Origin of the sequence: Microbacterium paraoxydans (assembly GCF_018224615.1) — a bacterium.
Lineage (GTDB): Bacteria > Actinomycetota > Actinomycetes > Actinomycetales > Microbacteriaceae > Microbacterium > Microbacterium paraoxydans_B.
Genome location: NZ_JAGTUK010000001.1, coordinates 744,895 through 766,220, shown reverse-complemented (window position 1 = coordinate 766,220; position 21,326 = coordinate 744,895). Strand labels below are relative to the sequence as shown.

General features: G+C 72.8%; 20 protein-coding genes. 7 read left to right on the top strand and 13 right to left on the bottom strand.

Annotated features, from left to right (window positions below):
* Nucleotides 1-5: 5 nt before the first annotated feature.
* The gene (locus KE274_RS03625; RefSeq protein ID WP_211541292.1) at nt 6-1,295 is read right to left on the bottom strand and encodes a sugar ABC transporter substrate-binding protein; all 1,290 of its coding nucleotides are present in this window, start codon (nt 1,293-1,295) and stop codon (nt 6-8) included.
* A gap of 149 nt (nt 1,296-1,444) precedes the next feature.
* On the opposite strand from KE274_RS03625, the gene KE274_RS03620 reads away from it, so the two are divergent.
* From KE274_RS03620 to KE274_RS03605, 4 genes are all read left to right on the top strand, one after another.
* Nucleotides 1,445-2,707 carry an LCP family protein gene (locus KE274_RS03620; protein ID WP_211541291.1) on the top strand — a complete coding sequence of 421 codons (1,263 nt, stop codon included), beginning with the start codon at nt 1,445-1,447 and terminating at the stop codon, nt 2,705-2,707.
* A 29-nt stretch (nt 2,708-2,736) separates the two neighbouring features.
* Complete coding sequence (locus KE274_RS03615) at nt 2,737-3,597, top strand: spermidine synthase (RefSeq protein WP_211541290.1); 861 nt, start codon at nt 2,737-2,739, stop codon at nt 3,595-3,597.
* Nucleotides 3,598-3,679: 82 nt separating this feature from the next.
* The gene (locus tag KE274_RS03610; protein WP_211541289.1) at nt 3,680-4,207 is read left to right on the top strand and encodes a hypothetical protein; all 528 of its coding nucleotides are present in this window, start codon (nt 3,680-3,682) and stop codon (nt 4,205-4,207) included.
* Between the two features lie 46 nt (nt 4,208-4,253).
* A complete protein-coding gene (locus KE274_RS03605) occupies nt 4,254-4,742 on the top strand; it encodes a SprT-like domain-containing protein (protein WP_211541288.1) in 489 nt (162 codons plus the stop codon).
* A 19-nt stretch (nt 4,743-4,761) separates the two neighbouring features.
* On the opposite strand, the gene KE274_RS16745 is transcribed toward KE274_RS03605, so the two are convergent.
* The 11 genes from KE274_RS16745 to KE274_RS03550 all read right to left on the bottom strand — a co-directional run bounded on the left by KE274_RS16745 (nt 4,762) and on the right by KE274_RS03550 (nt 14,610).
* Entirely contained in the window at nt 4,762-5,337 is a 576-nt protein-coding gene (locus KE274_RS16745) for a DUF3054 domain-containing protein (protein WP_307872139.1), read from the bottom strand.
* A 74-nt stretch (nt 5,338-5,411) separates the two neighbouring features.
* On the bottom strand, nt 5,412-6,071 hold the full coding sequence (locus tag KE274_RS03595; RefSeq protein WP_211541287.1) for a 2-phosphosulfolactate phosphatase: 660 nt from the start codon (nt 6,069-6,071) through the stop codon (nt 5,412-5,414).
* Between the two features lie 18 nt (nt 6,072-6,089).
* Entirely contained in the window at nt 6,090-7,550 is a 1,461-nt protein-coding gene (locus tag KE274_RS03590; RefSeq protein ID WP_211541286.1) for an ABC transporter permease, read from the bottom strand.
* Nucleotides 7,547-8,308 carry an ABC transporter ATP-binding protein gene (locus tag KE274_RS03585; protein ID WP_211541285.1) on the bottom strand — a complete coding sequence of 254 codons (762 nt, stop codon included), beginning with the start codon at nt 8,306-8,308 and terminating at the stop codon, nt 7,547-7,549. Before KE274_RS03585 ends, KE274_RS03590 begins: the two co-directional genes overlap by 4 nt.
* A 96-nt stretch (nt 8,309-8,404) precedes the next feature.
* The gene (locus tag KE274_RS03580) at nt 8,405-9,040 is read right to left on the bottom strand and encodes a response regulator (protein WP_211541284.1); all 636 of its coding nucleotides are present in this window, start codon (nt 9,038-9,040) and stop codon (nt 8,405-8,407) included.
* Entirely contained in the window at nt 9,037-10,218 is a 1,182-nt protein-coding gene (locus KE274_RS03575; RefSeq protein WP_211541283.1) for a sensor histidine kinase, read from the bottom strand. The genes KE274_RS03580 and KE274_RS03575 overlap by 4 nt, the downstream gene beginning before the upstream one ends.
* Before the next feature lie 59 nt (nt 10,219-10,277).
* On the bottom strand, nt 10,278-11,069 hold the full coding sequence (locus KE274_RS03570; protein ID WP_211541282.1) for a methyltransferase domain-containing protein: 792 nt from the start codon (nt 11,067-11,069) through the stop codon (nt 10,278-10,280).
* Nucleotides 11,070-11,110: 41 nt separating this feature from the next.
* Nucleotides 11,111-12,265, bottom strand: coding sequence for an AMP-binding protein (locus KE274_RS03565; RefSeq protein WP_211541281.1), 1,155 nt, complete (start codon nt 12,263-12,265; stop codon nt 11,111-11,113).
* 23 nt (nt 12,266-12,288) lie between these two features.
* Entirely contained in the window at nt 12,289-13,209 is a 921-nt protein-coding gene (locus KE274_RS03560; RefSeq protein WP_211541280.1) for a 1,4-dihydroxy-2-naphthoyl-CoA synthase, read from the bottom strand.
* 80 nt (nt 13,210-13,289) lie between these two features.
* Nucleotides 13,290-14,276 carry a permease prefix domain 1-containing protein gene (locus tag KE274_RS03555; protein ID WP_211541279.1) on the bottom strand — a complete coding sequence of 329 codons (987 nt, stop codon included), beginning with the start codon at nt 14,274-14,276 and terminating at the stop codon, nt 13,290-13,292.
* A 1-nt stretch (nt 14,277) separates the two neighbouring features.
* Nucleotides 14,278-14,610 (bottom strand): PadR family transcriptional regulator, encoded by a 333-nt coding sequence (locus KE274_RS03550; RefSeq protein WP_211541278.1) that lies wholly within the window; start codon nt 14,608-14,610, stop codon nt 14,278-14,280.
* A 118-nt stretch (nt 14,611-14,728) separates the two neighbouring features.
* On the opposite strand from KE274_RS03550, the gene KE274_RS03545 reads away from it, so the two are divergent.
* Nucleotides 14,729-15,724, top strand: a complete 996-nt coding sequence (locus KE274_RS03545) for an o-succinylbenzoate synthase (RefSeq protein WP_211541277.1) — start codon at nt 14,729-14,731, stop codon at nt 15,722-15,724.
* On the opposite strand, the gene KE274_RS03540 is transcribed toward KE274_RS03545, so the two are convergent.
* Nucleotides 15,721-16,344: a TetR/AcrR family transcriptional regulator gene (locus tag KE274_RS03540; RefSeq protein WP_211541276.1), complete on the bottom strand. Its 624-nt coding sequence runs from the start codon at nt 16,342-16,344 to the stop codon at nt 15,721-15,723. The genes KE274_RS03545 and KE274_RS03540 overlap by 4 nt on opposite strands.
* Nucleotides 16,345-16,479: 135 nt before the next feature.
* Here KE274_RS03540 and KE274_RS03535 point away from each other — a divergent pair, with 135 nt between their 5' ends.
* Nucleotides 16,480-19,305: an MMPL family transporter gene (locus KE274_RS03535; protein ID WP_211541275.1), complete on the top strand. Its 2,826-nt coding sequence runs from the start codon at nt 16,480-16,482 to the stop codon at nt 19,303-19,305.
* The gene (locus tag KE274_RS03530) at nt 19,302-21,275 is read left to right on the top strand and encodes a YhgE/Pip domain-containing protein (RefSeq protein WP_211541274.1); all 1,974 of its coding nucleotides are present in this window, start codon (nt 19,302-19,304) and stop codon (nt 21,273-21,275) included. The genes KE274_RS03535 and KE274_RS03530 overlap by 4 nt, the downstream gene beginning before the upstream one ends.
* Nucleotides 21,276-21,326 lie beyond the last annotated feature (51 nt).

Here is a 21,326-nt window from a genome sequence, read left to right as displayed (position 1 = left end):
GTTCCTTACTGGTTGAGCAGTTCGGTCATCTCCGCAGCGGCGTCCTTCGTCGCGGTCGCGACGTCCTTCTGCCCGCTGAGGATGGCCTGGATCATGGCGTTGGTCGTCTTCTTCGCCTGCACGGCACCGAAGTTCGGGGTGACCGGGACGGACGCGCCGCCGTCGACCATCTGCTCCGCGAACGGGGCGACGAGCGGGTCGGTCGAGGCCAGGGCCTCCTCCATCGCGGACTGCACGCCGGGGAAGTAGCCGGTCTCGTTCGACCACTGCTCGGCGAACTCACCGGTGGTCATGAGCTTGACGAACTCCCACGCGAGGTCGGCGTTCTTCGTGGTGTTGAAGATCGACAGGTGCGAGCCGCCGAGCACGGACGGAGCGATGCCGCCGTCCTGGCCGGGGATGACCGCGGCGCCGATCTTGCCCTCGAGCTCCGGGTTGGCCTCGACGAGCGCGTTCGGGGTCCACGAGCCGGAGAGCATCATCGCGACGTTGCCCTGCGTGAAGGCGTCGCGGAGGTCGGTCTCCTTCCACGTGGTCGCGCCTGCGGAGGAGAAGCCGTGCTGCGTGGCCAGTCCGGTGTAGAACTCGATGCCGGCCTGCGACTCCTTGCTGTCCAGCTCGCTGGTCCAGGTGTCGCCGTCCTTGGTGGCGATCTCGCCGCCCGCGCCCCAGACCCAGGGGTAGACCTGGAACTCGGCGTCGCCCGCGACCGGGAAGGGCAGCATGTCGGGCTTGGCGGCCTTGATGGCCTCACCCGCGGCGACGATGTCGTCCCACGTCTTCGGAGCCTCGAGCCCGAGCTCCTCGAACACGTCGGTGCGGTAGACGATCGAGCGGACGCCCGCGTACCACGGCATGCCGTAGAGCTCGTCCTCGTAGGTGCCGGCGACCTCGAGACCCTCGACGAGGTCGTCGCGCAGGCCCTTCTCACCGTCGACGTACTCGTCGATCGGGAGGAGCGCACCGGCGTCGGCGAACTCGGCGGTCCAGGTGGTGCCGGTCTCGGCGATGTCGGGGGTGGTGCCACCGGCGATCGAGGTCACGAACCGGTCGTGGGCGTCGGCCCACTGGATCTCCTCGATCTTGACGGTCGCGCCGGTCTCCTCTTCGAAGGCCTCGGAGACCTTGTCGTAGAACGCGGTCGCGTCGGGGTTGGTCCCCTTCATGATCCAGACGGTGAGCTCCTTGCCCTCACCGTCGGCCGAGCCGTTGTCGCCGCTGCCGCCGGCACAGCCGGCCAGGGCGATCGTGGCGGCGGCGCCGAGCGCCACTGCCGGAAGAATGCGCTTGTGCATGAAGGGATCTCCTCTTTGAAAGTCCAGGTAGGCATCGGGTGCAGACCGGGGGTTAGGAAAAAGTATCCACGACTAACTAATTCGCTGCAAGTTCCTCCCAGAATCGTCACACCCCCGTAACATCCGGCCCCACCGGTAGGCTCGCGCCTATGCCACGCCGCGGACCGGACGCCGATCGCCCCACCATCGCCCGCCACGCACCGCAGCGCACGCGCAGCACCGCCGGACGCGTGTTCCGCTTCCTCGGCATCTCCCTCGCCGTCGTGCTCGTCTCCGCCATCGGCGTCGGCACCTTCCTGATCGTCGACCTGTTCAACCGGATCGGCGACGGCGCCGTCGTGCTGGAGGGCGCACCGGAGGTCGACCCGCCCACCATCGGCGCCTACCCGGCCGATCAGCCGTTCAGCATCCTCATCGCGGGGACCGACGAGTGCGGCGAACGCGCGACCGCCCTCTTCGCGGAGCGGTGCGAGGAAGCGGACGGACTGCGCCGGAACGACGTCACCCTCCTGGTGCACGTCTCCGCCGAACCCCGCAACGTCACCGTGGTCTCGCTCCCCCGCGACCTGGGCGTCGAGGTTCCCGAATGCACCCGCCCCGACGGCACCGTCGCCCCGGCCATGCGGAAGGCGCGCATGAACTCGCTCTTCGAGCACGCGGGGCTGTCCTGCGTGGCGAAGACCGTGAGCGAGCTCGGCGACCTCCCGATCGAGTTCGCCGCCGCCATCAGCTTCGACGGCGTGATGGCCGTCACCGACGCGATCGGCGGCGTGGAGGTCTGCATCGCGGGTGAGGGCATCCGCGACCGGCACACCGGCATCGACTGGCCGCCCGGGATGCGCACCGTCTCGGGCGTCGAGGCGCTGCAGTTCATCCGCACCCGCCACGGCGTGGGCGACGAGAGCGACCTGGCGCGCATCTCCAACCAGCAGCAGTACATGTCGCGTCTCGCGAAGAAGGTGCTGAGCGAGGAGACCCTCTCCGACGTCCCCACGGTCCTGCGCATCGCGAACGCCGTGGCCGACAACATCGACCCCAGCGAGTCGCTCAACGACCCGCTCCGGCTCGCGCAGCTCGCGCTGGCTCTCAAGGACGTGAAGTTCAGCGACTTCGTGTTCGTGCAATACCCCAACGTGGTCGATCCGGAGGACGACGACCGCGTGGTGCCCAACGAGGCCGCGGCCGAGCAGCTGTGGGCGGCCATCCGTGCCGGGCAGCCGCTGCAGCTCACCGGCGACGTCGCCACCCGCCGCGGCGTCGAGCTCGTCACCCCGCCGCCCGCGACCGACGGGACCACCGAGGCGACCGCGCCGCCGGCGACCGAGACGCCCGACCCGCGGGCCACGCTCCCGCCCGACATCTCCGGGCAGACGCTCGAGCAGGAGACGTGCGCGGTCGGCAACCAGCGCTGAACGCCACCCCCACCGCGTAGGCTCGCAGCATGGGCCGGACGCGAGCGCGAGACACCGAGCACCCGCAGACCCGGCTCGACCACGGCGGGATCGCCCGCATCGTCCCCTCGGAATTCACGAGCGGCTTCGAGCTGATCGTCGACGACACCCCGCAGTCGCACGTCGACCTCGACGACCCGACGCACCTGCACTTCGAGTACATCGTGCGCATGGGCGCCGTCCTCGACCAGCTGCCCGCCGGCCCGCTGACCGCCGTGCACCTGGGCGCGGGCGCACTCACGATCCCGCGCTACATCGAGGCGACGCGTCCGGGCTCGCGACAGCAGGTGATCGAACTCGAGGCCCCGCTCGCACAGCTCGTGCGCGAGCACCTCCCGCTCCCGAAGGGCGCGGCCATCCGGATCCGCATCGGCGACGCGCGGGACGGCGTGGCCCGCCTGCCCGCGGCACTGCACCACGCGTGCGACCTCGTGGTGTCCGACGTGTACTCCGGCGCGCAGACCCCCGCGCACCTCACGAGCGTCGAGTTCTACCAAGAGCTGTCCGGACTGCTCGCTCCCGGGGGCGTGCTGCTCGTGAACGTCGCCGACGGGCCCGGCCTCGCCTTCGCGCGGCGCCAGGCCGCGACCATCGCCGCCGTCCTTCCCGAGATCGGCATCCTCGCCGACACCCAGGTGCTCAAAGGGCGGCGGTTCGGCAACCTGGTGATCGCCGCATCCGCGGCACCGCTGCCCACGGAATGGCTGCCGCGCCTGCTCGCCGCCGGACCCCACCCGGCCAAGATCGCCCAGGGCGCGGAGGCGCAGTCCTTCCTCCAGGGCGCACGCGTCGTGACGGACGCGGACGCCGTGGCCTCCCCGCGACCCGACGCCTCGCTGTTCCTGCGCTGACCAGGGCGCGCCGTCTTCGAGACCGCGCGGACGACAGGCACACTGGACGGGGGACGCGGCGGGGACGCACAGAAGGAGAGCAATGAGTTTGATCCGGGGCTACGACCGGGAGACCCTCCGCGAACTGGTCGATCTCGACGAGTGCGCTGCCCGCCTGACCGAGATCGAGGAGCAGCGCTCCCTGCCCGCACTGCTCGAACGCGTGTGGCTGCTGAAGGTGCTCGACCGTCTCGACGACGCCCTCGTGCTCGCCGAGGAGACCGTGCGGCAGGCCCGCATGGCCGGCACCCGCCGGGACGTGCTGCGGGCCCGAGTGCTGCACGCCACGATCCTCCAGTACCGCGGAGCCCACGCGGCCGCCGAGCAGGAGCTGGCCACGTGCGCGACCGAGGCCGAAGGGCAGCGCTGGCTGTCGATCGCCGCGTTCGCCTACCAGCACCACGGCAAGAACGCCTACGAGGCCGGCGACTTCGACACCGCGCGCGAGAGCTTCAAGCAGTCGTTGTTCCTGCGACGCGAGTCCGGTGCCGCGGACAGCGAGCTGGAGACCGTGCTGCTCGCGATCGAGGCCGCCGAACGCCGCCGCCCGCCCCAGCTCATCGCGGGCTGAGCCGCCGCAGCACCCCGATGTCCCCGCCGTGGATTACCCTGAGCCCATGGCGGAACTTACCCGAGTGCGCGTCTGGGGCGAGGCACTGATCCGGCTGCATCTCGACGACAGCTGGACCTTCGGCTTCGACCATGCCAAACGCCGCGCCGGTCAGTGCGACTACACCAACAAGCGCATCACGGTGTCGCGCTACCTCGCCGCCCGCTTCGACGACGACGAGATCCACCAGGTGCTGCTGCACGAGGTGGCCCACGCGCTCGCCGGTCACAAGGCGGCGCACGGCCCCGCGTGGAAGAGCATCGCCCGCGACCTGGGATACGTGGGCGGCACCACGCACCACGGCGAGACGGCGGTCGAACTGGCGCCGTGGGTGGGGCACTGCCCCGCCGGGCACGTGACCTACCGCCACCGCCGCCCCACGCGGGCCACGTCGTGCGCGCGGTGCTCGCGCACGTTCGACGCGCGACACCTGTTCTCGTGGACCCGCCGCGAGATCACCACGGACGCCCGTCTCGCGGCGCAGCTGCCGCGCTGACGGCACCGCGGCAGCCGGATCAGGCGGGGTCGGCGTCGGTCGTACGCGGCCTCCGCGTCTCGGCAGGGGTCTCGTCCGGATCGGCGTCCGGGGATGGCGGCTCCGCCGGGGAGACCTCGTCCGCGCTCTCGCCGACCGCGGCGCGGGTGGCTGCGGCGCCCGGCTCCGGCACGGCCGCGGGGAACGACGCCGCGGACGGGCGAGCCCGCTCCGTGGCAGCCGTCGCCCGGCCGGAGGACGCGCGCACTCGCCGCAGCAGCGCCGCGAGCGCGCGCCAGCCCACCAGGAACAGCCCGAGGACGATCGCGGCGACCACGATGAACGGCACCTCCGCGGTGTCGCCGCTCAGCACCCGCAGCAGCATGCCGCCCACGACCGTGACGACCCACACCACGGCACCCCACGCGAGCGACCACGGCCGTCGCGGTCGCCCGGGAAGCAGCAGCGCCACCGCATAGCCGAGCAGCAGCGCGACCAGGAACGGCCACGCGGTGAGCAGGAACCCGGCGGGGTCTTCCTGATGGGAGGCCCGGCCGATGGCGGCGAAGACCAGCACGAGCACGGCGTCGACGATGAGAGCGGGGAGGTATCTCATGCCCCGACCCTACGCCGGGCCTCCGTCATCGGGTCTTCGGCGCGGCGAGGCCCGGGGTTCCCGGCAGCGACGGGTCACGCGTGGCGGACGAACCGCCCGTCGCGCAGCACCGGCACCGCGTCGATCGCGTCGAGCGCCGCGGCCTCGAGCGGTGCGGTCGGGGTGAGTCCCGCTGCGGTCATCCGCTCCGTCGCGGCCACCCCCGCGGCCAGCTCCCGACCGGAACCGGTGGCCCCCACGAGGTGCCGCAGCGCCCGGCGCAGCGCCCGGAAGCCCTCCGCCGCGACGGCCGCATCGGGTGCCGTGTGGTCGATGCCGCGGTCGGTGAGCGCCGCCGCGACGGCACCGGCCCCCAGGAGGTCCTCCGCCGCGAAGCGCAGCTCCCCCGCGTCGTCGAGCTCGCCCGCCGGGATGATCGCGACCGAGGTGCGCCCCTGCCGGCGCTCCTGCTCGGCCTGGACGGCTGCCGCCACGGCGCCCGCGTTGCGGAGCGATCCGAGCAGCACCGTGGCCTCGGCCGGGGCGGCGGCCGCGACCGCCGCCCCGTTGCGCGACCACTCCAGCGCGTCGGCCAGGGAGACCTCGGCGCCCGACGCCACCGCGTCGGTCACGGTGGACGAGAACCGCAGCACGTCGACCACGACGATCACGTCGGAGGGAGCGAGGCGGCGGAGACCGGCGACCCCCCAGTCGAGGCGGACCTGATACGTGGACTGATCGAACGGCGACGGCACCCGTCCAGCCTAGAGGCGTCAGTCCGCGGCGAGCGCTTCGACCGGGGCCACCCGCGTCGCCAGCCGCGTGGGCGTCGCAGCCGCCACGAGCGTCAGCACCGCGGTCGCGCCCACGATGATCACGACTGGCAGCCACGGCACCTGCGGGGCGACCATGCCGGCCGGGGTGAAGTCGGGCAGCGTGGGCACCGAGCCGAGCAGCGACTGCGCCGCGATCCAGCCGTAGGCCACGCCGAGCACGAGACCGGTGAGGGTCGCGGCGACCGTGATGTGCGTCGCCTCCAGCAGCACCATGCGGCGCACCTGCCCGTTGGACAGGCCGATCGAGCGCAGCAGCCCGAGCTCGCGCCGACGCTGCACCACCCCGATCGTGAGGAGGTTGACCAGGCCGACCGCGGCGATCACGGCGGACACCGCGACGAGCACCATCATGATGGCCGCGAACGCGTCGAACGGGGCGAAGAACTCCGGCGGGATCTCCTCGGTGGTCTGGCTCATCATGAGACGCTTCGCCGACTCCAGGGCCACAGCGAACATGGTCACGAGCGTCACGCCCATCACCACGCCGATCGCCATGCGCGATGAGCGCTCCGGGTAGCGGTGCGCGTTCTCGGCCGCGAGCCGAGCGGTCGCGCTCGACCCGAACAGGCGGCCGACCAGCCGCAGCACGGGCGGCATGAACAGCACCGACCCCAGCGCCAGTCCCGTGAACGACAGGATGCCCCCGAAGAAGGCCACGACCACGCCCAGCGGGGTGACGAGTCCGAGCACGACACCCCCCGCGAGCAGCGCGGCCCCCGAGATCAGCAGCACCCACGCCCCCACGTGGCGGCCCGTGCGGCCGGAGACCTCGTCGTGCGTGCGCTCGACCGAGCCGCCCAGCGCCTGCAGCGGCGTGACCGCGAGGACGCGGCGCGAGCCCACCCACGCGGCCGCCCAGGTCGTCAGCGCGACCCCGATCGCCGGCAGCGCCAGGGCCGGCTGCGCGAGCGAGAAGTCGCTCGGGGAGTGCGTCACGAGCTGTCCGCCGATCGCGACGGCCGCGGCGGAGAGGGTCAGACCGGCGAGGAGGCCGATGGCCGCGCCGAGCAGCCCCACCATGAGGCCCTGCCGCCCGACCTGGGCGCGCTGCGAGCGCGCGGTCGCGCCGATCAGACGCAGCAGGGCGATCTGGCGCGTCCGGCCGGCGATGATGGTGGAGAACGTGTTGGCCGTGACGATCGCGGCGACGTACATCGCCACCGCCGTCAGCAGCACGGAAAGGATCGCGACGACCACCGCGAGCGTGCCGCTGTCGCCGATGAACGGATCGGCCTGGAGCACCGCGCCGATGTAGGCCGTGATCTCGACCAGGAACACGCCGAAGGCGGCCGACAGCGCCGCGACCAGGATGCTCGCACCCATGCCGCGGTCGCGCAGCCAGCCCAGGCGGGGACCGGTGGCCCGGGTCTCGGGGACGACCGTCGCCACGGCGGTCATGCCGTCACCTCGGCGGCCAGCATGTAGGCGGAGATCTGCTCGGCGGTCTGGCGCGGGTGGTCGGCGACGATGCGGCCGTCGCCCAGGTACAGCACGCGGTCGGCGTGGCTCGCGGCGATCGCGTCGTGCGTGACCATGGCGATGGACTGCCCGTGCTCCCGGCTCGCGGAGGCCAGCAGGCGCAGCACCTCGCGGCCGGTCTTGGAGTCGAGGTTGCCGGTGGGCTCGTCGGCGAACACGAGATCGGGCGCCGTGGCGAGAGCGCGGGCGATCGCGACGCGCTGCTGCTGGCCGCCGGACAGCTGGTGCGGACGGTGGCCGAGCCGGGGACCGAGGCCGAGCGTCTCGATCAGGCCGTCGATGCGGGCCCGCTCGATGGCGCTCGGGCGGCGGCCGTCGAGCTCGAACGGCAGCAGGATGTTGCCGAGCGCGTCGAGCGTGGGCACGAGGTTGAACGCCTGGAAGATGAAGCCGACGCGGCGACGGCGCAGCAGCGTCAGGTCGAGGTCGCTCAGCCCGGTGATCTCGGTGTCGCCGATCCACGCGCGCCCCTCGGTGGGGCTGTCGAGCCCGGCCATGATGTGCATGAGCGTGGACTTGCCGGAGCCGGACGGCCCCATGATCGCGGTGAACTGGCCGCGGCGGATGCCGACGCTCACGTCGTCGAGCGCGTGGACCGTGCCCTCGCCCGAGCCGTAGGTCTTCTTCAGGTGCTGGACGCGGGCGGCGAGCCCGAGGTCGCTGGTCGTGATCTCCATGCCTTCGACGCTATTTCCGGCGCCAGGGGCACCGCGTCGGTCGCCGGGAGCATCCCGATACATCGGAAGGATGATCTCGCGGCGGCGGATGTCGCGTCAGGCGAGGCCGTGCTCGAACGCAAACACCACCAGCTGCACGCGGTCGCGCAGCGCCAGCTTCGTGAGGATGCGGCTGATGTGCGTCTTCACGGTCGCCTCGCTCAGGAACTCCCTCGCCGCGATCTCCGCGTTCGACAGCCCCCGCGCGGCGAGCGCGAAGATCTCCCGCTCGCGCTCCGTCAGCTCGGCGTACTGCGGCGGCACCGGCTTGGGGGCCTCGGCGAAGTGCGCGAACAGCTCACGCGTCGCCGAGGCCGCGATCACGCTCGACCCCGCGTGCACCGTGCGGATCGCCGCGAGCAGGAACTCCGGATCCGCGTCCTTGAGGAGGAACCCGCTCGCGCCCTGCCGGATCGCCCTGGCCGCGGCCTCGTCGAGGTCGAACGTCGTGAGCATCACGATCCGCGGCGGCTCGGGGCGGGCGAGGATCTCGGCGGTCGCGCTGAGCCCGTCCATGACCGGCATGCGGATGTCCATCAGCACCACGTCGGGCCGTGTCGTGGCGACCACCGCGAGAGCCTCCCGGCCGTCACCCGCCTCCCCAACGACCTCGAGGTCGGGCTGCGAAGCGACCAGCATGCGGATTCCCGCGCGGAACAGGGCCTGGTCGTCGACGAGCACGACTCTGATCACTGGGGGGCTCCGATCGGCAGGCTGCTCTGGACGACGAACTGCGCACCACGGCGCTCGGTGTGCAGACTACCGCCGACCAGCTGCGCGCGCTCGCGCATGCCGATGAGCCCGTGACCGCCGGGCGTCGGCGGCGGGGCGTCGGCGGCCACCGTGTTGCGCACCTGGATGTCCACGCGTTCGGGAAGCCACGCGAGGTGCACGTCGACCGCGCCGTCGCCGTGCCGGATCGCGTTCGTCAGCGCTTCCTGCAGGATGCGGTACACCGCGAGCTGGATCGCCCCGGGCGGCTCCCCCGGCGGCATCGGGTCGACCGTGACGCGCGGCTCGATCCCGGCCTGGCGCACCTGCGCGAACAGGGTCTCCAGGTCGGCCAGGGTGGGCTGCGGACCGTCGCCCTGCCGGTGGCGCAGCTGCGTCAGCAGCATGCGCACGTCGCTCAGCGCGCCGCGGGCCGTCTGCGCGATCGTGCCGAGGGCCTCGGTCGCCATCTCCGGCTTCACGGCCGCGGCGTACCGGGCGCCGTCGGCCTGCGCGATCACGACCGCGAGCGAGTGCGCCACGATGTCGTGCATGTCCCGCGCGATGCGCACCCGCTCCTGTTCCTCGGCCGCGAGCGCCTCCGCCTGCAGCTGCGCCGCTCTGGTGCGCCGCGACCGCAGCACGACGCGCCACAGCAGGCCGCACACCCACGCGAAGCCGAGCGCCATGATCGACGCCGCCAGCAGCAGCGTCCCGCCGGTCACCTGCTCCCACCCGGTGCCCGCGCCGAACGCGACACCGCTGACGAACACGAGGAACAGGGCCGCGGTCACCCCGCCGACGATCACCGACGCGAAGCCCCACCACAGCACGCGCCGCGTCCCCCACGCCGAGGTCGCGTACAGCACGAGGAGGATGGCGAGGTCGATCGGCAGCGGCCCGAACCCGGCGAGCATCTGCACGATCGCGCCCGCCCACGCCGCGACCAGCGCGAGCCCGGGAGACAACCGCCCGATCGCGACGCCGCCGAACATCAGCAGACCCGCCACGACGACCGCGGCCGCCGCGGCGCCCGCGATCGGCTCACCGCTGATCGGGGGCGCGTAGAACACCACCGACATCGGCGCGAGCACGAGGAACAGCAGCGCCGCCCCGACGATGTCGAGGATGAGCGCCGTGCGAGAGAGCGGGCGGATCACTCCCCCACGCTACGCGAGCGCATCCGCGCGGGGCATCCGCCTGCCGATGTATCCCGCGGTCACGCCCGCGCGAGGATCTCGCCGTGCGGCACCAGGAACCAGCCGTCGCCGTCGCCCGCCCAGCGCTTCCACGCCTCGCTGATGCCGCGCAGGTCGCCCAGGGGCGCCAGGCCGTCGTCCACGAGCTGCCGCGCCAGCGCCGACTCCAGGATGCGGTCGGCCCACATGCCGCCCCACCACTCGCGCTCCTCCGGGGTGGCGTAGCACCACGTCGAGGCCGAGGCGGTGACGTCGTCGAACCCGGCCGCGCGCGCCCACGCCAGCAGTCGCCGCCCCGCGTCCGGCTCGCCGCCGTTCGCCCTGGCCGCCCGGCGGTACAGGTCGAGCCACCGGTCGAGCTCCGGCAGCACCGGGAACCACAGGAATCCGTCGTAGTCGGCGTCGCGCGCGGCCACGAGCCCCCCGGGCACGGTCACGCGGCGCATCTCCCGCAGTGCCTGCACGGGATCGGCCACATGCTGCAGCACCTGATGTGCGTGCACCACGTCGAACGTGTCGTCGGCGAAGCTCAGCGCGTGCACGTCCTCCACCGAGAAGTCGAGGTTGTCCAGGCCGCGCTGGGCCGCAAGGTCGCGCGAGAGCGACAGTGCCGACTCGTCGATCTCGGTCGCGGTGACGTGCGCCACCACTCCGGCGAAGTCGACCGTGATGCTGCCCGGCCCCGCCCCCACGTCGAGCAGTCGCGTCTCCGGGGTGAGGTGCGGGCGGAGGTACGCGGCCGAGTTGGCGATGTCGCGCACGTTGTGCGAGCGGAGGACGGATTCGTGGTGTCCGTGCGTGTACGTGGCCATGCGCCTCAGTCTGCCAGGCGGCGCCGCACGTGCCGTCCGCGTCAGTGCAGCTCGACGACCGAGCGGCGGATGGCCTCGCGGTCGGGCTTGCCGGACGACAGCACCGCGAGCTCGTCGACCAGGATGAGCCGTGAGGGCCGCGCGTGCGCGCCGATCTCCTCCGCCACGGCCTCGCGCGCCTGGGACAGCTGCTCCGACTCGCTGCGGCGCAGCACCTCCCCGCGCGGCGCGACGATCACCGAGGCCTCGCCCCACCGCTCGTCCGGCACCGGCACCACCACGGCCTCGTGCAGCCCGGGCACGCGCCGCACGATGCGCTCCACCCGGTCGAGCGAGATGTTGATGCCGCCCGACACGATCACGTTGTCCGCGCGGCCGTGTACGCGCACGACCCCGTCTTCCACGAGCCCGAGGTCGCCGGTGCGGTACCACCGGATGCCGTGCTCGTCGTGCAGGAACGTGCGTGCCGTGAGCGAGCCGTCGCCCAGATACCCCTCGGCGAGCATGGGCCCGGCGATGCGGAGCTCCCCGTCGACCACGCGTACCGCGACCGTGTCGAGCGGGACGCCGTCGTACACGCACCCGCCGCTCGTCTCGGTCGAGCCGTACGTGCGCACGATCCGCACGCCCAGGTCGGCCGCGCGGTCGCGCAGCGGCTCCGGCAGCGCCTGCCCGCCCACGAGGATCGCGCGGTATGCCTGGAGCGCCGCACGCACCGCGGTGTCGTCCGCGGCGTCGAGCAGCGTCGCGATCTGCGCGGGCACGAGCGAGGTGAACAGCTCGGGGACGCCGCCTGCACCGGTGGGCCGCAGCATCTCGAGCGTGGCCTCGGCGAACGACACCGGGGAGAAGCGCCCCTCGATCTGCCGCGGCTCCGTGCCCGCGAGCAGCGATCTCACCATGACCTGCAGTCCCGCCACGTAGCCCGCCGGGAGCGCCAGCAGCCACCGCCCCTCGCCGATGCGCGCCGCCGTGGCCTCGGCGCTCGCCCGCAGGGCCTCCGCGCTCAGGGCCACGCGCTTCGGGATGCCGCTCGACCCCGACGTCGCGATGACCGCGGCGATCCCGTCCGCCACGTGCTCCGGCGCGCCGCCGAGCATGCCGAACCCGAGGGCGGGGCCGCCGTCGAGTGCTCGTCGCAGTGCGTCCCGCAGCTGTCCCGTGTCTTCCGCGTCGGTCGGGATCAGGGCGGTCATGCGCGTCTCCGGGGTGTGATCGGTCAGTAGTGCCAGGGGAAGGAGGACCAGTCGGGCGCGCGCTTCTCCAGGAACGAGTCGCGGCCCTCGACCGCCTCGTCCGTGCCGTACGCGAGACGCGTGGCCTCGCCCGCGAACACCTGCTGGCCGACCAGTCCGTCGTCGACCGCGTTGAAGGCGAACTTGAGCATGCGGATCGCGGTGGGCGATTTGGTGAGCACGGTGCGCGCCATCTTCAGCGCCTCGCGTTCGAGCTCGGCGTGCGGCACGACCCGGTTCACGGCCCCCGCCTCGTACGCGCGCTGCGCGGAATACTCCTCGGCGAGGAAGAACACCTCTCGTGCGAACTTCTGCCCCGTCTGCCTCGCCATGTACGCGGAGCCGTAGCCCGCGTCGAAGCTGCCCACGTCGGCGTCGGTCTGCTTGAAGCGCGCCTCCTCGGCCGACGCGATCGTCAGGTCGCACACGACGTGCAGAGAGTGCCCGCCGCCGGCCGCCCACCCCGGCACGACGGCGATGACCACCTTGGGCATGAAGCGGATCAGGCGCTGCACCTCGAGGATGTGCAGGCGTCCGACCGCGGCGCGCGACGGCCCGTCGACCAGGGCGGTCTCGGAGTCGGAGTACTGGTAGCCGTCGCGGCCCCGGATGCGCTGGTCGCCACCGGAGCAGAACGCCCAGCCGCCGTCCTTCGGGCTCGGGCCGTTGCCCGTGAGGAGCACGGCGCCGATGCGGGCGTCCTGCCGGGCGATGTCCAGCGCCCGGTACAGCTCGTCGACCGTGTGCGGACGGAACGCGTTGCGCACCTCCGGCCGGTTGAACGCGATGCGGGCGACGCCTCCGTCATGCGAGACGTGCGCGGTGATGTCGGTGTAGTCCTCGGCACCGGGCGCGAGCACCCATTCGGCCGGGTCGAACAGGTCGGAGACGAAGGCATCGGTCACCTCTCCAGACTATTCCTCCCCCTCGCGGACGCCCTCGCGCGCCACCCCCGTTGGGAGAGCGGCGCGCGAGGCGCGTGCGGTCAGCCGCGGCGAGCGCGGGCGGTCTTGATCCAGCCGTCGACGATGTCCCAGCCGACGCCGCACGCGACGCCGAACCCGAGCAGGACCGCGAGGATGCGGAAGATCCCGCCCTCGCCCGCCGCCTCGGCATCACCGGCGGCGAACCCCTCCCCGCCCGCCGCCACGAGGTGCGCGAGGAAGTCGGGGTTCACGAGCTCGCCGCGCAGGAGCAGGACGAGCGTCCACGCCAGGAACGCCACCGCGAGCACGGTGTTCACCACGGCCAGGGCGGTGGTCCAGCCGCGTCGGCGGTACAGCACGATCGCGAAGACCGCCTCGGCGAGGATGAGCAGGAGCAGCGCCCCGATCCCCCACGGCCACAGCTGCGGGTCGAGGATGGGCAGCGCGTCGCCGTCGATCACGACGAAGCCGCGGAACCGATCCCAGAGGAGGGCGCCGACGGCGAGCCCGAGGAACACGAGCGACGCGATCAGCTCATTGCGGCCGACCCCGTCGTCCGTCACCTCGGGGAGCTGGTCGACGTCCCACTTCACCCCGGCGTCGGTTCCCGACCGTTCCAGGATCACGAACACCAGCGTGGTCCAGAAGCAGACGTGCAGGATGGACGCGCCAGCCGCCAGCACGGCGCTGGAGATCACCTCGCCCACGGGGGCGCCCGCGATCGTCTGCCCGAGCGCCACTCCGCCCAGCGCACACACCGGGACGATGATCAGCAGCAGCTTCAGCAGCCGCCACCACGCCAGGTAGTAGCGCGGGCCGATGAGGTGCAGCGGGCGGTCGGCGTAGCCCGCGGCGAGCACGCCGGGGTCGCCCAGGGCGGTGAGGGCGGCGCGCTCGGCGTCGCGCGGGTCCTCGCCCTGCTCCACGCGCGACTCGACGGCGTCGGCGATGGAGGCCTCCAGTTCGGCGCGCACGTCGTTCTGCGTCTCGGGCGGGAGGCTGCGGATGGTGGCGCTGATGTAGCGCTCGGTGAGGGTGGCGGTCATGTCAGTTCTCCTCGTTCGTGAGGGAGGCGATCGCGGCGGTGAGCGCTCGCCATTCGTCGGTGAGGGTCTCGGCCAGACGGATGCCGGCCGCGGAGGTGCGGTAGAACTTGCGGGGCCGCGCCTCGTCGGTGTTCCACTCGCTCGTGAGGTACTCCTGCTTCTCGAGCCGGCGCAGCAGGGGGTACAGCGTGTTCGCATCGGTCGCGAAGCCGCGGCGCTCGAGCTCCTCGAGCAGCCCGTAGCCGTAGCCCGCGGTGCGCAGCAGCTGCAGGCAGGCGAGCACCACGGTGCCGCGCCGTAGTTCCTGCAGGTGCGTGTCCAGCGTCTCGTTCATGTCCGCCACAGTACTGTGTGTCACACACCATTGTCAATGACACGTGTCCGTGCGTCCTACGTCCCGCCTCCCGGCGCGGGCACCCGCCCCTGTCGCAGCCGTGCCGCACAATGGGCAGATGATCCCTCCGCTGGCAGAACTGCTCGACACCGCCCGGGTCGTCGCGCTCCCGATGCACACCCGGTTCCGCGGCGTCGACACCCGCGAGGCGCTGCTGTTCCAGGGGCCGGAGGGGTGGGCGGAGTTCTCGCCGTTCGTGGAGTACGACGACGCCGAGGCCGCCACCTGGCTCTCCGCCGCGATCGACTACGCCTGGCGCGCCCAGCCTGCACCCCTGCGCGACCGCGTGGCGGTGAACGCCACCGTGCCCGCGGTCGAGCCCGCCCGGGTGCCCGAGGTGCTCGCGCGCTTCCCCGGCTGCCGCACGGCCAAGGTCAAGGTGGCCGAGCCGGGACAGGTGCTGGCCGACGATGTCGCCAGGGTCCGCGCGGTCCGCGAGGTGATGGGACCGGAGGGCCGCGTCCGCATCGACGCCAACGGCCTGTGGAACGTGGACGAGGCCGAGCACGCCGTGCACGCGCTCGCGGAGTTCGACCTCGAATACGTCGAGCAGCCGTGCGCGAGCGTGCCGGAGCTCGCGGAACTGCGGTCGCGCGTGACGTACATGGGAATCCCGGTGGCCGCCGACGAGAGCATCCGCAAGTCCGACGACCCGCTCGCCGTTGCCCGCGCCGGCGCCGCCGACATCGTCGTGATCAAGGCACAGCCGCTCGGCGGGGTCACGCACGCCCTGCAGATCGTCACGGCGGCCGGGCTGCCCGCCGTCGTGTCCAGCGCGCTCGACACCGCGGTCGGCCTGTCACAGGGGGCCGCGCTGGCCGTCGCCCTTCCGTCGCTCGACTTCGACTGCGGGCTGGGCACCGGCTCCCTGTTCCTCGACGACGTGGCCGACCTCCGTCCGATCGGCGGCGCGATCCCCGCCGGTCGCGTGACCCCGGACGACGCCGCCCTCGCCCGCCTGGCCGCGGCGGACGAGCGCCGCGAGTGGTGGCTGGCGCGGCTGGCGCGGTGCCACCACGAGCTCGTGAGCGCCGAGCGCGCCGCGGACGCCTAGGACTCGACGAGGAGTTCCACCAGCCGCCCGAGCTCTTCGCCGCCCGAGTGGCGGAGCTCCGCGTCGTCGCGCCCGGCCATGGCTCCGCGCACGGTCATGCCCTCCCAGATGATCATGAGCATGCGCGCGGCGTCGGTCGCCGGGAGCCGGAGCCGCAGCGACCCCGCCTCGACGATGTCCTCCACGATGCGAGCGATGCTGGCGACCATCTCCCTCTCCTGCGCCAGGTAGGCCTCGCCGAACGCGGGATCGCGCAGCGCCCGGATGCGGATCTCGCTCATGAGCATGACTCCGAGCCGGTCGTCGCTGCCGAGCTCCATGATCTGCTGCACCAGATCGGTGGGGTCGCAGCCGTCGCCGAGCTCGCCCTCCGCGCGCATCTGCTCCACGCGCGTGCGCACGGCGGCGACGCGACCGTCGGCCACCCGGGCCGCGAGCATCAGGAACAGCTCGTCCTTGGAGTCGAAGTTGGAATAGAACGCACCGCGCGTGAAGCCCGCGCGCTCGCACACGGCCTCGACCGAGGCCCCCTCGAGTCCCACCTCGGCGAACACCTGGGCCGCCGCGTCGAGCAGGCGCGCCCTCGTGTTCTCGCGACTGCGCGTGGCCGGTGCCGACATGCGTTTCCTCCCGATGGCTGTTCGCCTCGTGTTCACACCCGGCACACAGAATCACGGTGCCGGATCACCTTACGATACAGGTATGTATTGGATACACCTGTGTATCCAACTGGACCCCCCACCCGAGGAGAGCCCGTGTCCACACTCCTGTCGTCGCTCGGACGCTGGTCGTTCCGGCACCCCTGGCGCGTGCTCGTCTCCTGGCTCCTGGCCCTCGGCATCGCCGGGGCGGGAGCGGTCGTGCTCGGCGCCGGCACCGACAACACGTTCTCCATCCCCGGCACCGAGTCGCAGGCGGGGCTCGAGCAGCTCTCGCGCTCCTTCCCGCAGGTGAGCGGCACCAACGCGCAGTTCATCGTGGTCGCCGCCGACGGCGACAGCATCGAGGACGACGCCTACCGCGAGCCGATCGACGACGCCGTGGCCGCCCTCGGCGACCTCGACCAGGTGCTCGCCGCCACCTCCCCGTACGACGAGATGGTCGACGGCATGATCAACGACGACGACACCGCGGCCATCGTGCGCGTGCAGTTCGACGGCGAGGCCACCGACGTGTCCGACGACACGAAGGACGCGCTGCGCGACGTGGTCGCCGACCTCGGCGCCGAGCTCCCCGACGGCGCCCAGACCTCGCTCGGCGGCGACCTGTTCGCGATCTCCATCCCCGGCGTCACGCTCACCGAGGCGGTCGGGCTGCTGATCGCCCTGCTCGTACTGATCGTGACGTTCCGTTCCTTCGTGGTCGCCGGGCTCCCGCTGCTCACCGCGATCCTCGGCGTCGGCATCTCCATGGCGGGCATCTTCACCGCCACCGCGTTCGCCACGGTGTCGTCCACCACGCCGCTGCTCGCGCTCATGCTCGGGCTCGCGGTGGGGATCGACTACGCGCTCTTCATCGTCGCGCGGCATCAGGACCAGGTGCGAGACGGCGTCGACCCGGAGGAGTCCACCGCCCGCGCCGTCGGCACCGCGGGGTCCGCCGTCGTGTTCGCCGGGGTCACGGTGCTGATCGCCCTGATCGGCCTCGGCTTCGCCGGCATCCCCTTCCTGACCACCATGGGTATCGCCGCCTCGGTCGCGGTCGCCGTGGCCGTGGCGATCGCCGTGACCCTCACCCCCGCGCTGCTCGGGTTCCTCGGCGCCAGGGTCGCCGGACGCCCGAGGAAGCCCCGGGCCGACAAGAAGCCCCGCCCGGCGAAGGCCCCCGCCGCCTCCGACACCGAGGGCGACGACGCGGCCGCGCCCGAGCCCCGGCTGCGGGGCAGCCGCCGCTGGGTCGCCGGGGTCACCCGACGCCCCGTACTGGTGTCGATCGCGATCGTGCTCGGGCTCGGTGTCGTCGCCGTGCCCGCCCTCAGCCTCGACCTCGCCCTGCCCAACGCGGGCGTGCTGCCCAAGGACTCCGAGGCACGACAGACCTACGATCTCGTGGGCGAGCAGTTCGGTCCCGGGTTCAACGGACCGCTCATCCTCACCGGCACCATCGTCACCTCGACCGACCCGCTCGGCCTCATGGACGACCTGGGCGACGCGGTCGCCCAGGTTCCCGGCGTCAAGGAGGTCGCCCTCGCGACGCCCAACGAGACCGCCGACACCGGCATCGTGCAGATCATCCCCGAGACGGCACCCGACGACCCCGCCACCGCCGACCTCGTGCGCGAACTGCGCAGCCACCACGACGAGTGGCTCGACGAGTTCGGCATCGACCTCAAGGTCACCGGCTTCACGGCCGTCGGCATCGACATCTCCGATCAGCTCGGAGCGGCGCTGCTGCCGTTCGGCATCTTCGTGATCGGCCTGTCGCTGATCCTCCTCACGATCGTGTTCCGCTCACTGTGGGTGCCGATCACCGCCGCCGCGGGCTACCTGCTGTCGATCGTGGCCGCGTTCGGCGTGGTCGGAGCCGTGTTCGAGTGGGGTTGGTTCGCCGACGCGCTGCACGTGGCCAAGGTCGGCCCCATCATCAGCTTCATGCCGATCATCTTGATGGGTGTCCTGTTCGGCCTCGCGATGGACTACCAGGTGTTCCTGGTCTCGCGCATGCGCGAGGACTACGTGCACGACCCCGCCCTTCGTCAGGCTCAGGGACCGGGCGCGGAGAACCGGGCGATCCGTCGCGCCGCCGCGCTGCGGGCCGTGCGGAGCGGGTTCTCCGGATCCGCGAAGGTGGTCACGGCCGCCGGCCTCATCATGTTCGCGGTGTTCGTGGCGTTCGTGCCCGAGGGCGACTCCTCCCTCAAACCCATCGCACTCGGACTCGCGGCGGGCATCGCGATCGACGCGTTCCTGGTGCGCATGACCCTCATCCCCGCGCTCATGGCGATCCTCGGCGAGCGTGCGTGGGAGATCCCGGCCTGGCTCGAGCGCATCCTGCCGAGCGTCGACATCGAGGGGGAGGCCGTGGAGCGCGAGCGGCAACTCGCCGCGTGGCCCGGCGACGGGTCGGTGGTGGCCGCCGACGACCTCGACCTGGGCATCGCGGCGCACCCCGTCACGCTGCGCCTTCCTCTCGGCGGAGCCCTGGTGGCGACGGACACCGATCCCCGGGCGCTGCGGATGCTCGCGCTCACGGTGGCCGGACGCCTCACTCCGGGCGACGGACGACTGCGCGTCGCGGGGCACCTCCTCCCCGGACGCGCCGCGTGGGTGCGCGCCCACGTCGGCTGCGTGCTCGTGGGCGACCCGGACGCCGCGGCGCCGGATCTCGCCGAAGCACTGCGCGGACGCACGGAGCTCGTGGTGGTCGACGGCATCGACCGCCTCGGCGGCGCCGCCCGCGACCAGCTCGCCGCCCGACTGCGCGACGCCGCGGCCCGCCGCCCGCTCGCCGTGTTCGCCACCGCGGTCGACGCGGCCGCGGCACGCTCCTTCCTCACGGACGCCGGCTGGCCGTCCGCCGACACTCTCGACCTCCGCGACCCGCAGCGGGCCGCCGCCGACACCACCGAGGTGACCGCATGACCCTCCCTCTCGAGCGCGCACGCTCGCGCAAGCCCATCACCTGGCTGACGATCCTCGGCGTGCTGCTGCTGCCCGCCGCGATCGGCGGCATCCTGATGGCGGCGCTGTACAACCCCACGGAGCGGCTGGAGTCGATGACCGCCGCGATCGTGAACCTCGACGAACCGGTCGAGATCGACGGACAGGTCACCCCGCTCGGACGGCAGCTGGCCTCCGGGCTGGTCGAGGGCTCGGACGACCTCGACTCGAACCTCACCTGGGTCATCTCCAACGAGGACGACGCGGCGGACGGCCTGGCGGACGGCTCGTACCAGGCCGTCATCACGATCCCCGAGGACTTCTCGGCCGCCGCGACCTCCGGCGGGCAGGCGGTCGCGGACGGCGGGGGCGACGCCGAGCAGGCGACCATCCGCGTGACGACCCCCGACGACGGTCTCGTCGCGGACGACCTGATCACGAGCCAGATCGCGAACGTCGCGGCATCCACGCTCGGCACCAGGCTGTCGGAAGCCACGACCGAGAACATCCTGGTTGGCTTCACCACGATCGGCGACCAGATCGGCGACGCGGCCGACGGTGCGCTGCAACTCGCGACGGGTGCCCGCGACGCCGCGACCGGCGCGGCGGAGATCCCGGACGGAGCGACACAGCTCGCTTCCGGGGCGACGCAGCTCGGCACCGGCGCCTCGTCGCTCGCGTCGGGGCTCGACACGATCACGGGCAAGACGCGGGAGGCCGCGGCCGGAGCGGCACAGATCGGCAGCGGACTCACCGCGGGGGCCGCGCAGCTCCAGGGCAGCGTCGGACCCACGCAGCAGCTCGTCGGCGGCATCCAGTCCGCTGCCGGGTCGGCGCAGGCGGCAGGAACCGATGCGGCAGCTCTCGCACAGAGCCTGGGTGCCCTGGCCGCGAGCGCGTGCACGCCGCCCGTGACCGACCAGGCGCAGTGCGACCAGCTCACGGCGCTCGCAAGCCAGGCGGGGTCGGTGGCGCGGTCCGCGGGCACGGCGGCCGGCATCCTCAACAGCCCCGAGGTGTCGGGCGGCGTCGCGGCGCTCCCCGGCACCCTGAGCACCCTCGCGTCGAGCATGGGGCAGGCCGGCGGCGGGGCGACCCAGCTCGCGGACGGCCTGAACCAGCTCGCGAGCGAGGGCATCGCCCCGTCCGCCGCGGGAGCCCGGGCCCTCACGACCGGCGCGACGCAGCTCGCGGACGGTGCGACCCAGCTCGCGGAGGGCTCCACCGAGCTCGCCACCGGCCTCGACACGCTCGCCACCGGCACGGGCGACCTCGCGGGCGGTCTGCGCACCGCAGCCGATTCGCTCCCGTCGTTCAGCGACGACGAGTCCACCTCGCTCGCGTCGGTGATCGCCGACCCGGTCGCCGCGGACGCCCCGGAGAACGCGATCTTCGGGCCCACCGCGATCCCGCTGCTGACTGCGGTAGTGCTGTGGTTCGGCGGGCTCGCATCGTTCCTGGTGCTGCGCGCCCACACCGCCCGCACGCTCACGTCGCGGCGCTCCTCCGTCGCCCTGGCCCTGCGCGGGTTCTGGCCCGCCGCGGCCCTCGGTGCGGCGCAGGGCGTGCTGGTGTCGCTCATCGTGCAGGTCGTGGCGAGCTACGACGCCGCGCAGTGGTGGGCCTTCGCCGGCACGGCCGTGCTCGCCGGGGTCGTGTTCGCGGCGGTCAACCAAGCCCTCGTGGCGGTGTTCGGCGGCGCCGGTCGCTGGATCGCCGCGCTCGTGGGCGTGCTCGCGGTCGCGACAGGTCTCATCTCGACCGTGCCCGACTGGCTGGCCGCGATCGGCGCGGCCCTGCCGACGGCTCCCGCGTTCACGGGTCTCATCGGCGCGAGCGGCGCGGCGGTGGCGGCCCTCGTGGTGTGGGGCGTGCTCGCTCTCGTCGCCACGACCGTGGTGGTGGCGGTCCGCCGCACCACCACGGCCAGCGCGGTGCTCTCCCCCGCCTGACCCGCGGCGACGCGTCGCCCCGGACAGGCGAACGCCCCGGCCCGCTCAGGG

Bases quoted from the DNA above. Each gene is read 5' to 3' on its own strand.
- KE274_RS03570 (WP_211541282.1), bottom strand. From the start codon at position 11,069: ATGGCCACGTACACGCACGGACACCACGAATCCGTCCTCCGCTCGCAC.
- KE274_RS03590 (WP_211541286.1), bottom strand. From the start codon at position 7,550: ATGACCGCCGTGGCGACGGTCGTCCCCGAGACCCGGGCCACCGGTCCC.
- KE274_RS03625 (WP_211541292.1), bottom strand. From the start codon at position 1,295: ATGCACAAGCGCATTCTTCCGGCAGTGGCGCTCGGCGCCGCCGCCACG.
- KE274_RS16745 (WP_307872139.1), bottom strand. From the start codon at position 5,337: ATGAGATACCTCCCCGCTCTCATCGTCGACGCCGTGCTCGTGCTGGTC.
- KE274_RS03605 (WP_211541288.1), top strand. From the start codon at position 4,254: ATGGCGGAACTTACCCGAGTGCGCGTCTGGGGCGAGGCACTGATCCGG.
- KE274_RS03550 (WP_211541278.1), bottom strand. From the start codon at position 14,610: ATGAACGAGACGCTGGACACGCACCTGCAGGAACTACGGCGCGGCACC.
- KE274_RS03610 (WP_211541289.1), top strand. From the start codon at position 3,680: ATGAGTTTGATCCGGGGCTACGACCGGGAGACCCTCCGCGAACTGGTC.
- KE274_RS03545 (WP_211541277.1), top strand. From the start codon at position 14,729: ATGATCCCTCCGCTGGCAGAACTGCTCGACACCGCCCGGGTCGTCGCG.
- KE274_RS03615 (WP_211541290.1), top strand. From the start codon at position 2,737: ATGGGCCGGACGCGAGCGCGAGACACCGAGCACCCGCAGACCCGGCTC.
- KE274_RS03620 (WP_211541291.1), top strand. From the start codon at position 1,445: ATGCCACGCCGCGGACCGGACGCCGATCGCCCCACCATCGCCCGCCAC.
- KE274_RS03555 (WP_211541279.1), bottom strand. From the start codon at position 14,276: ATGACCGCCACCCTCACCGAGCGCTACATCAGCGCCACCATCCGCAGC.
- KE274_RS03530 (WP_211541274.1), top strand. From the start codon at position 19,302: ATGACCCTCCCTCTCGAGCGCGCACGCTCGCGCAAGCCCATCACCTGG.
- KE274_RS03540 (WP_211541276.1), bottom strand. From the start codon at position 16,344: ATGTCGGCACCGGCCACGCGCAGTCGCGAGAACACGAGGGCGCGCCTG.
- KE274_RS03585 (WP_211541285.1), bottom strand. From the start codon at position 8,308: ATGGAGATCACGACCAGCGACCTCGGGCTCGCCGCCCGCGTCCAGCAC.
- KE274_RS03565 (WP_211541281.1), bottom strand. From the start codon at position 12,265: ATGACCGCCCTGATCCCGACCGACGCGGAAGACACGGGACAGCTGCGG.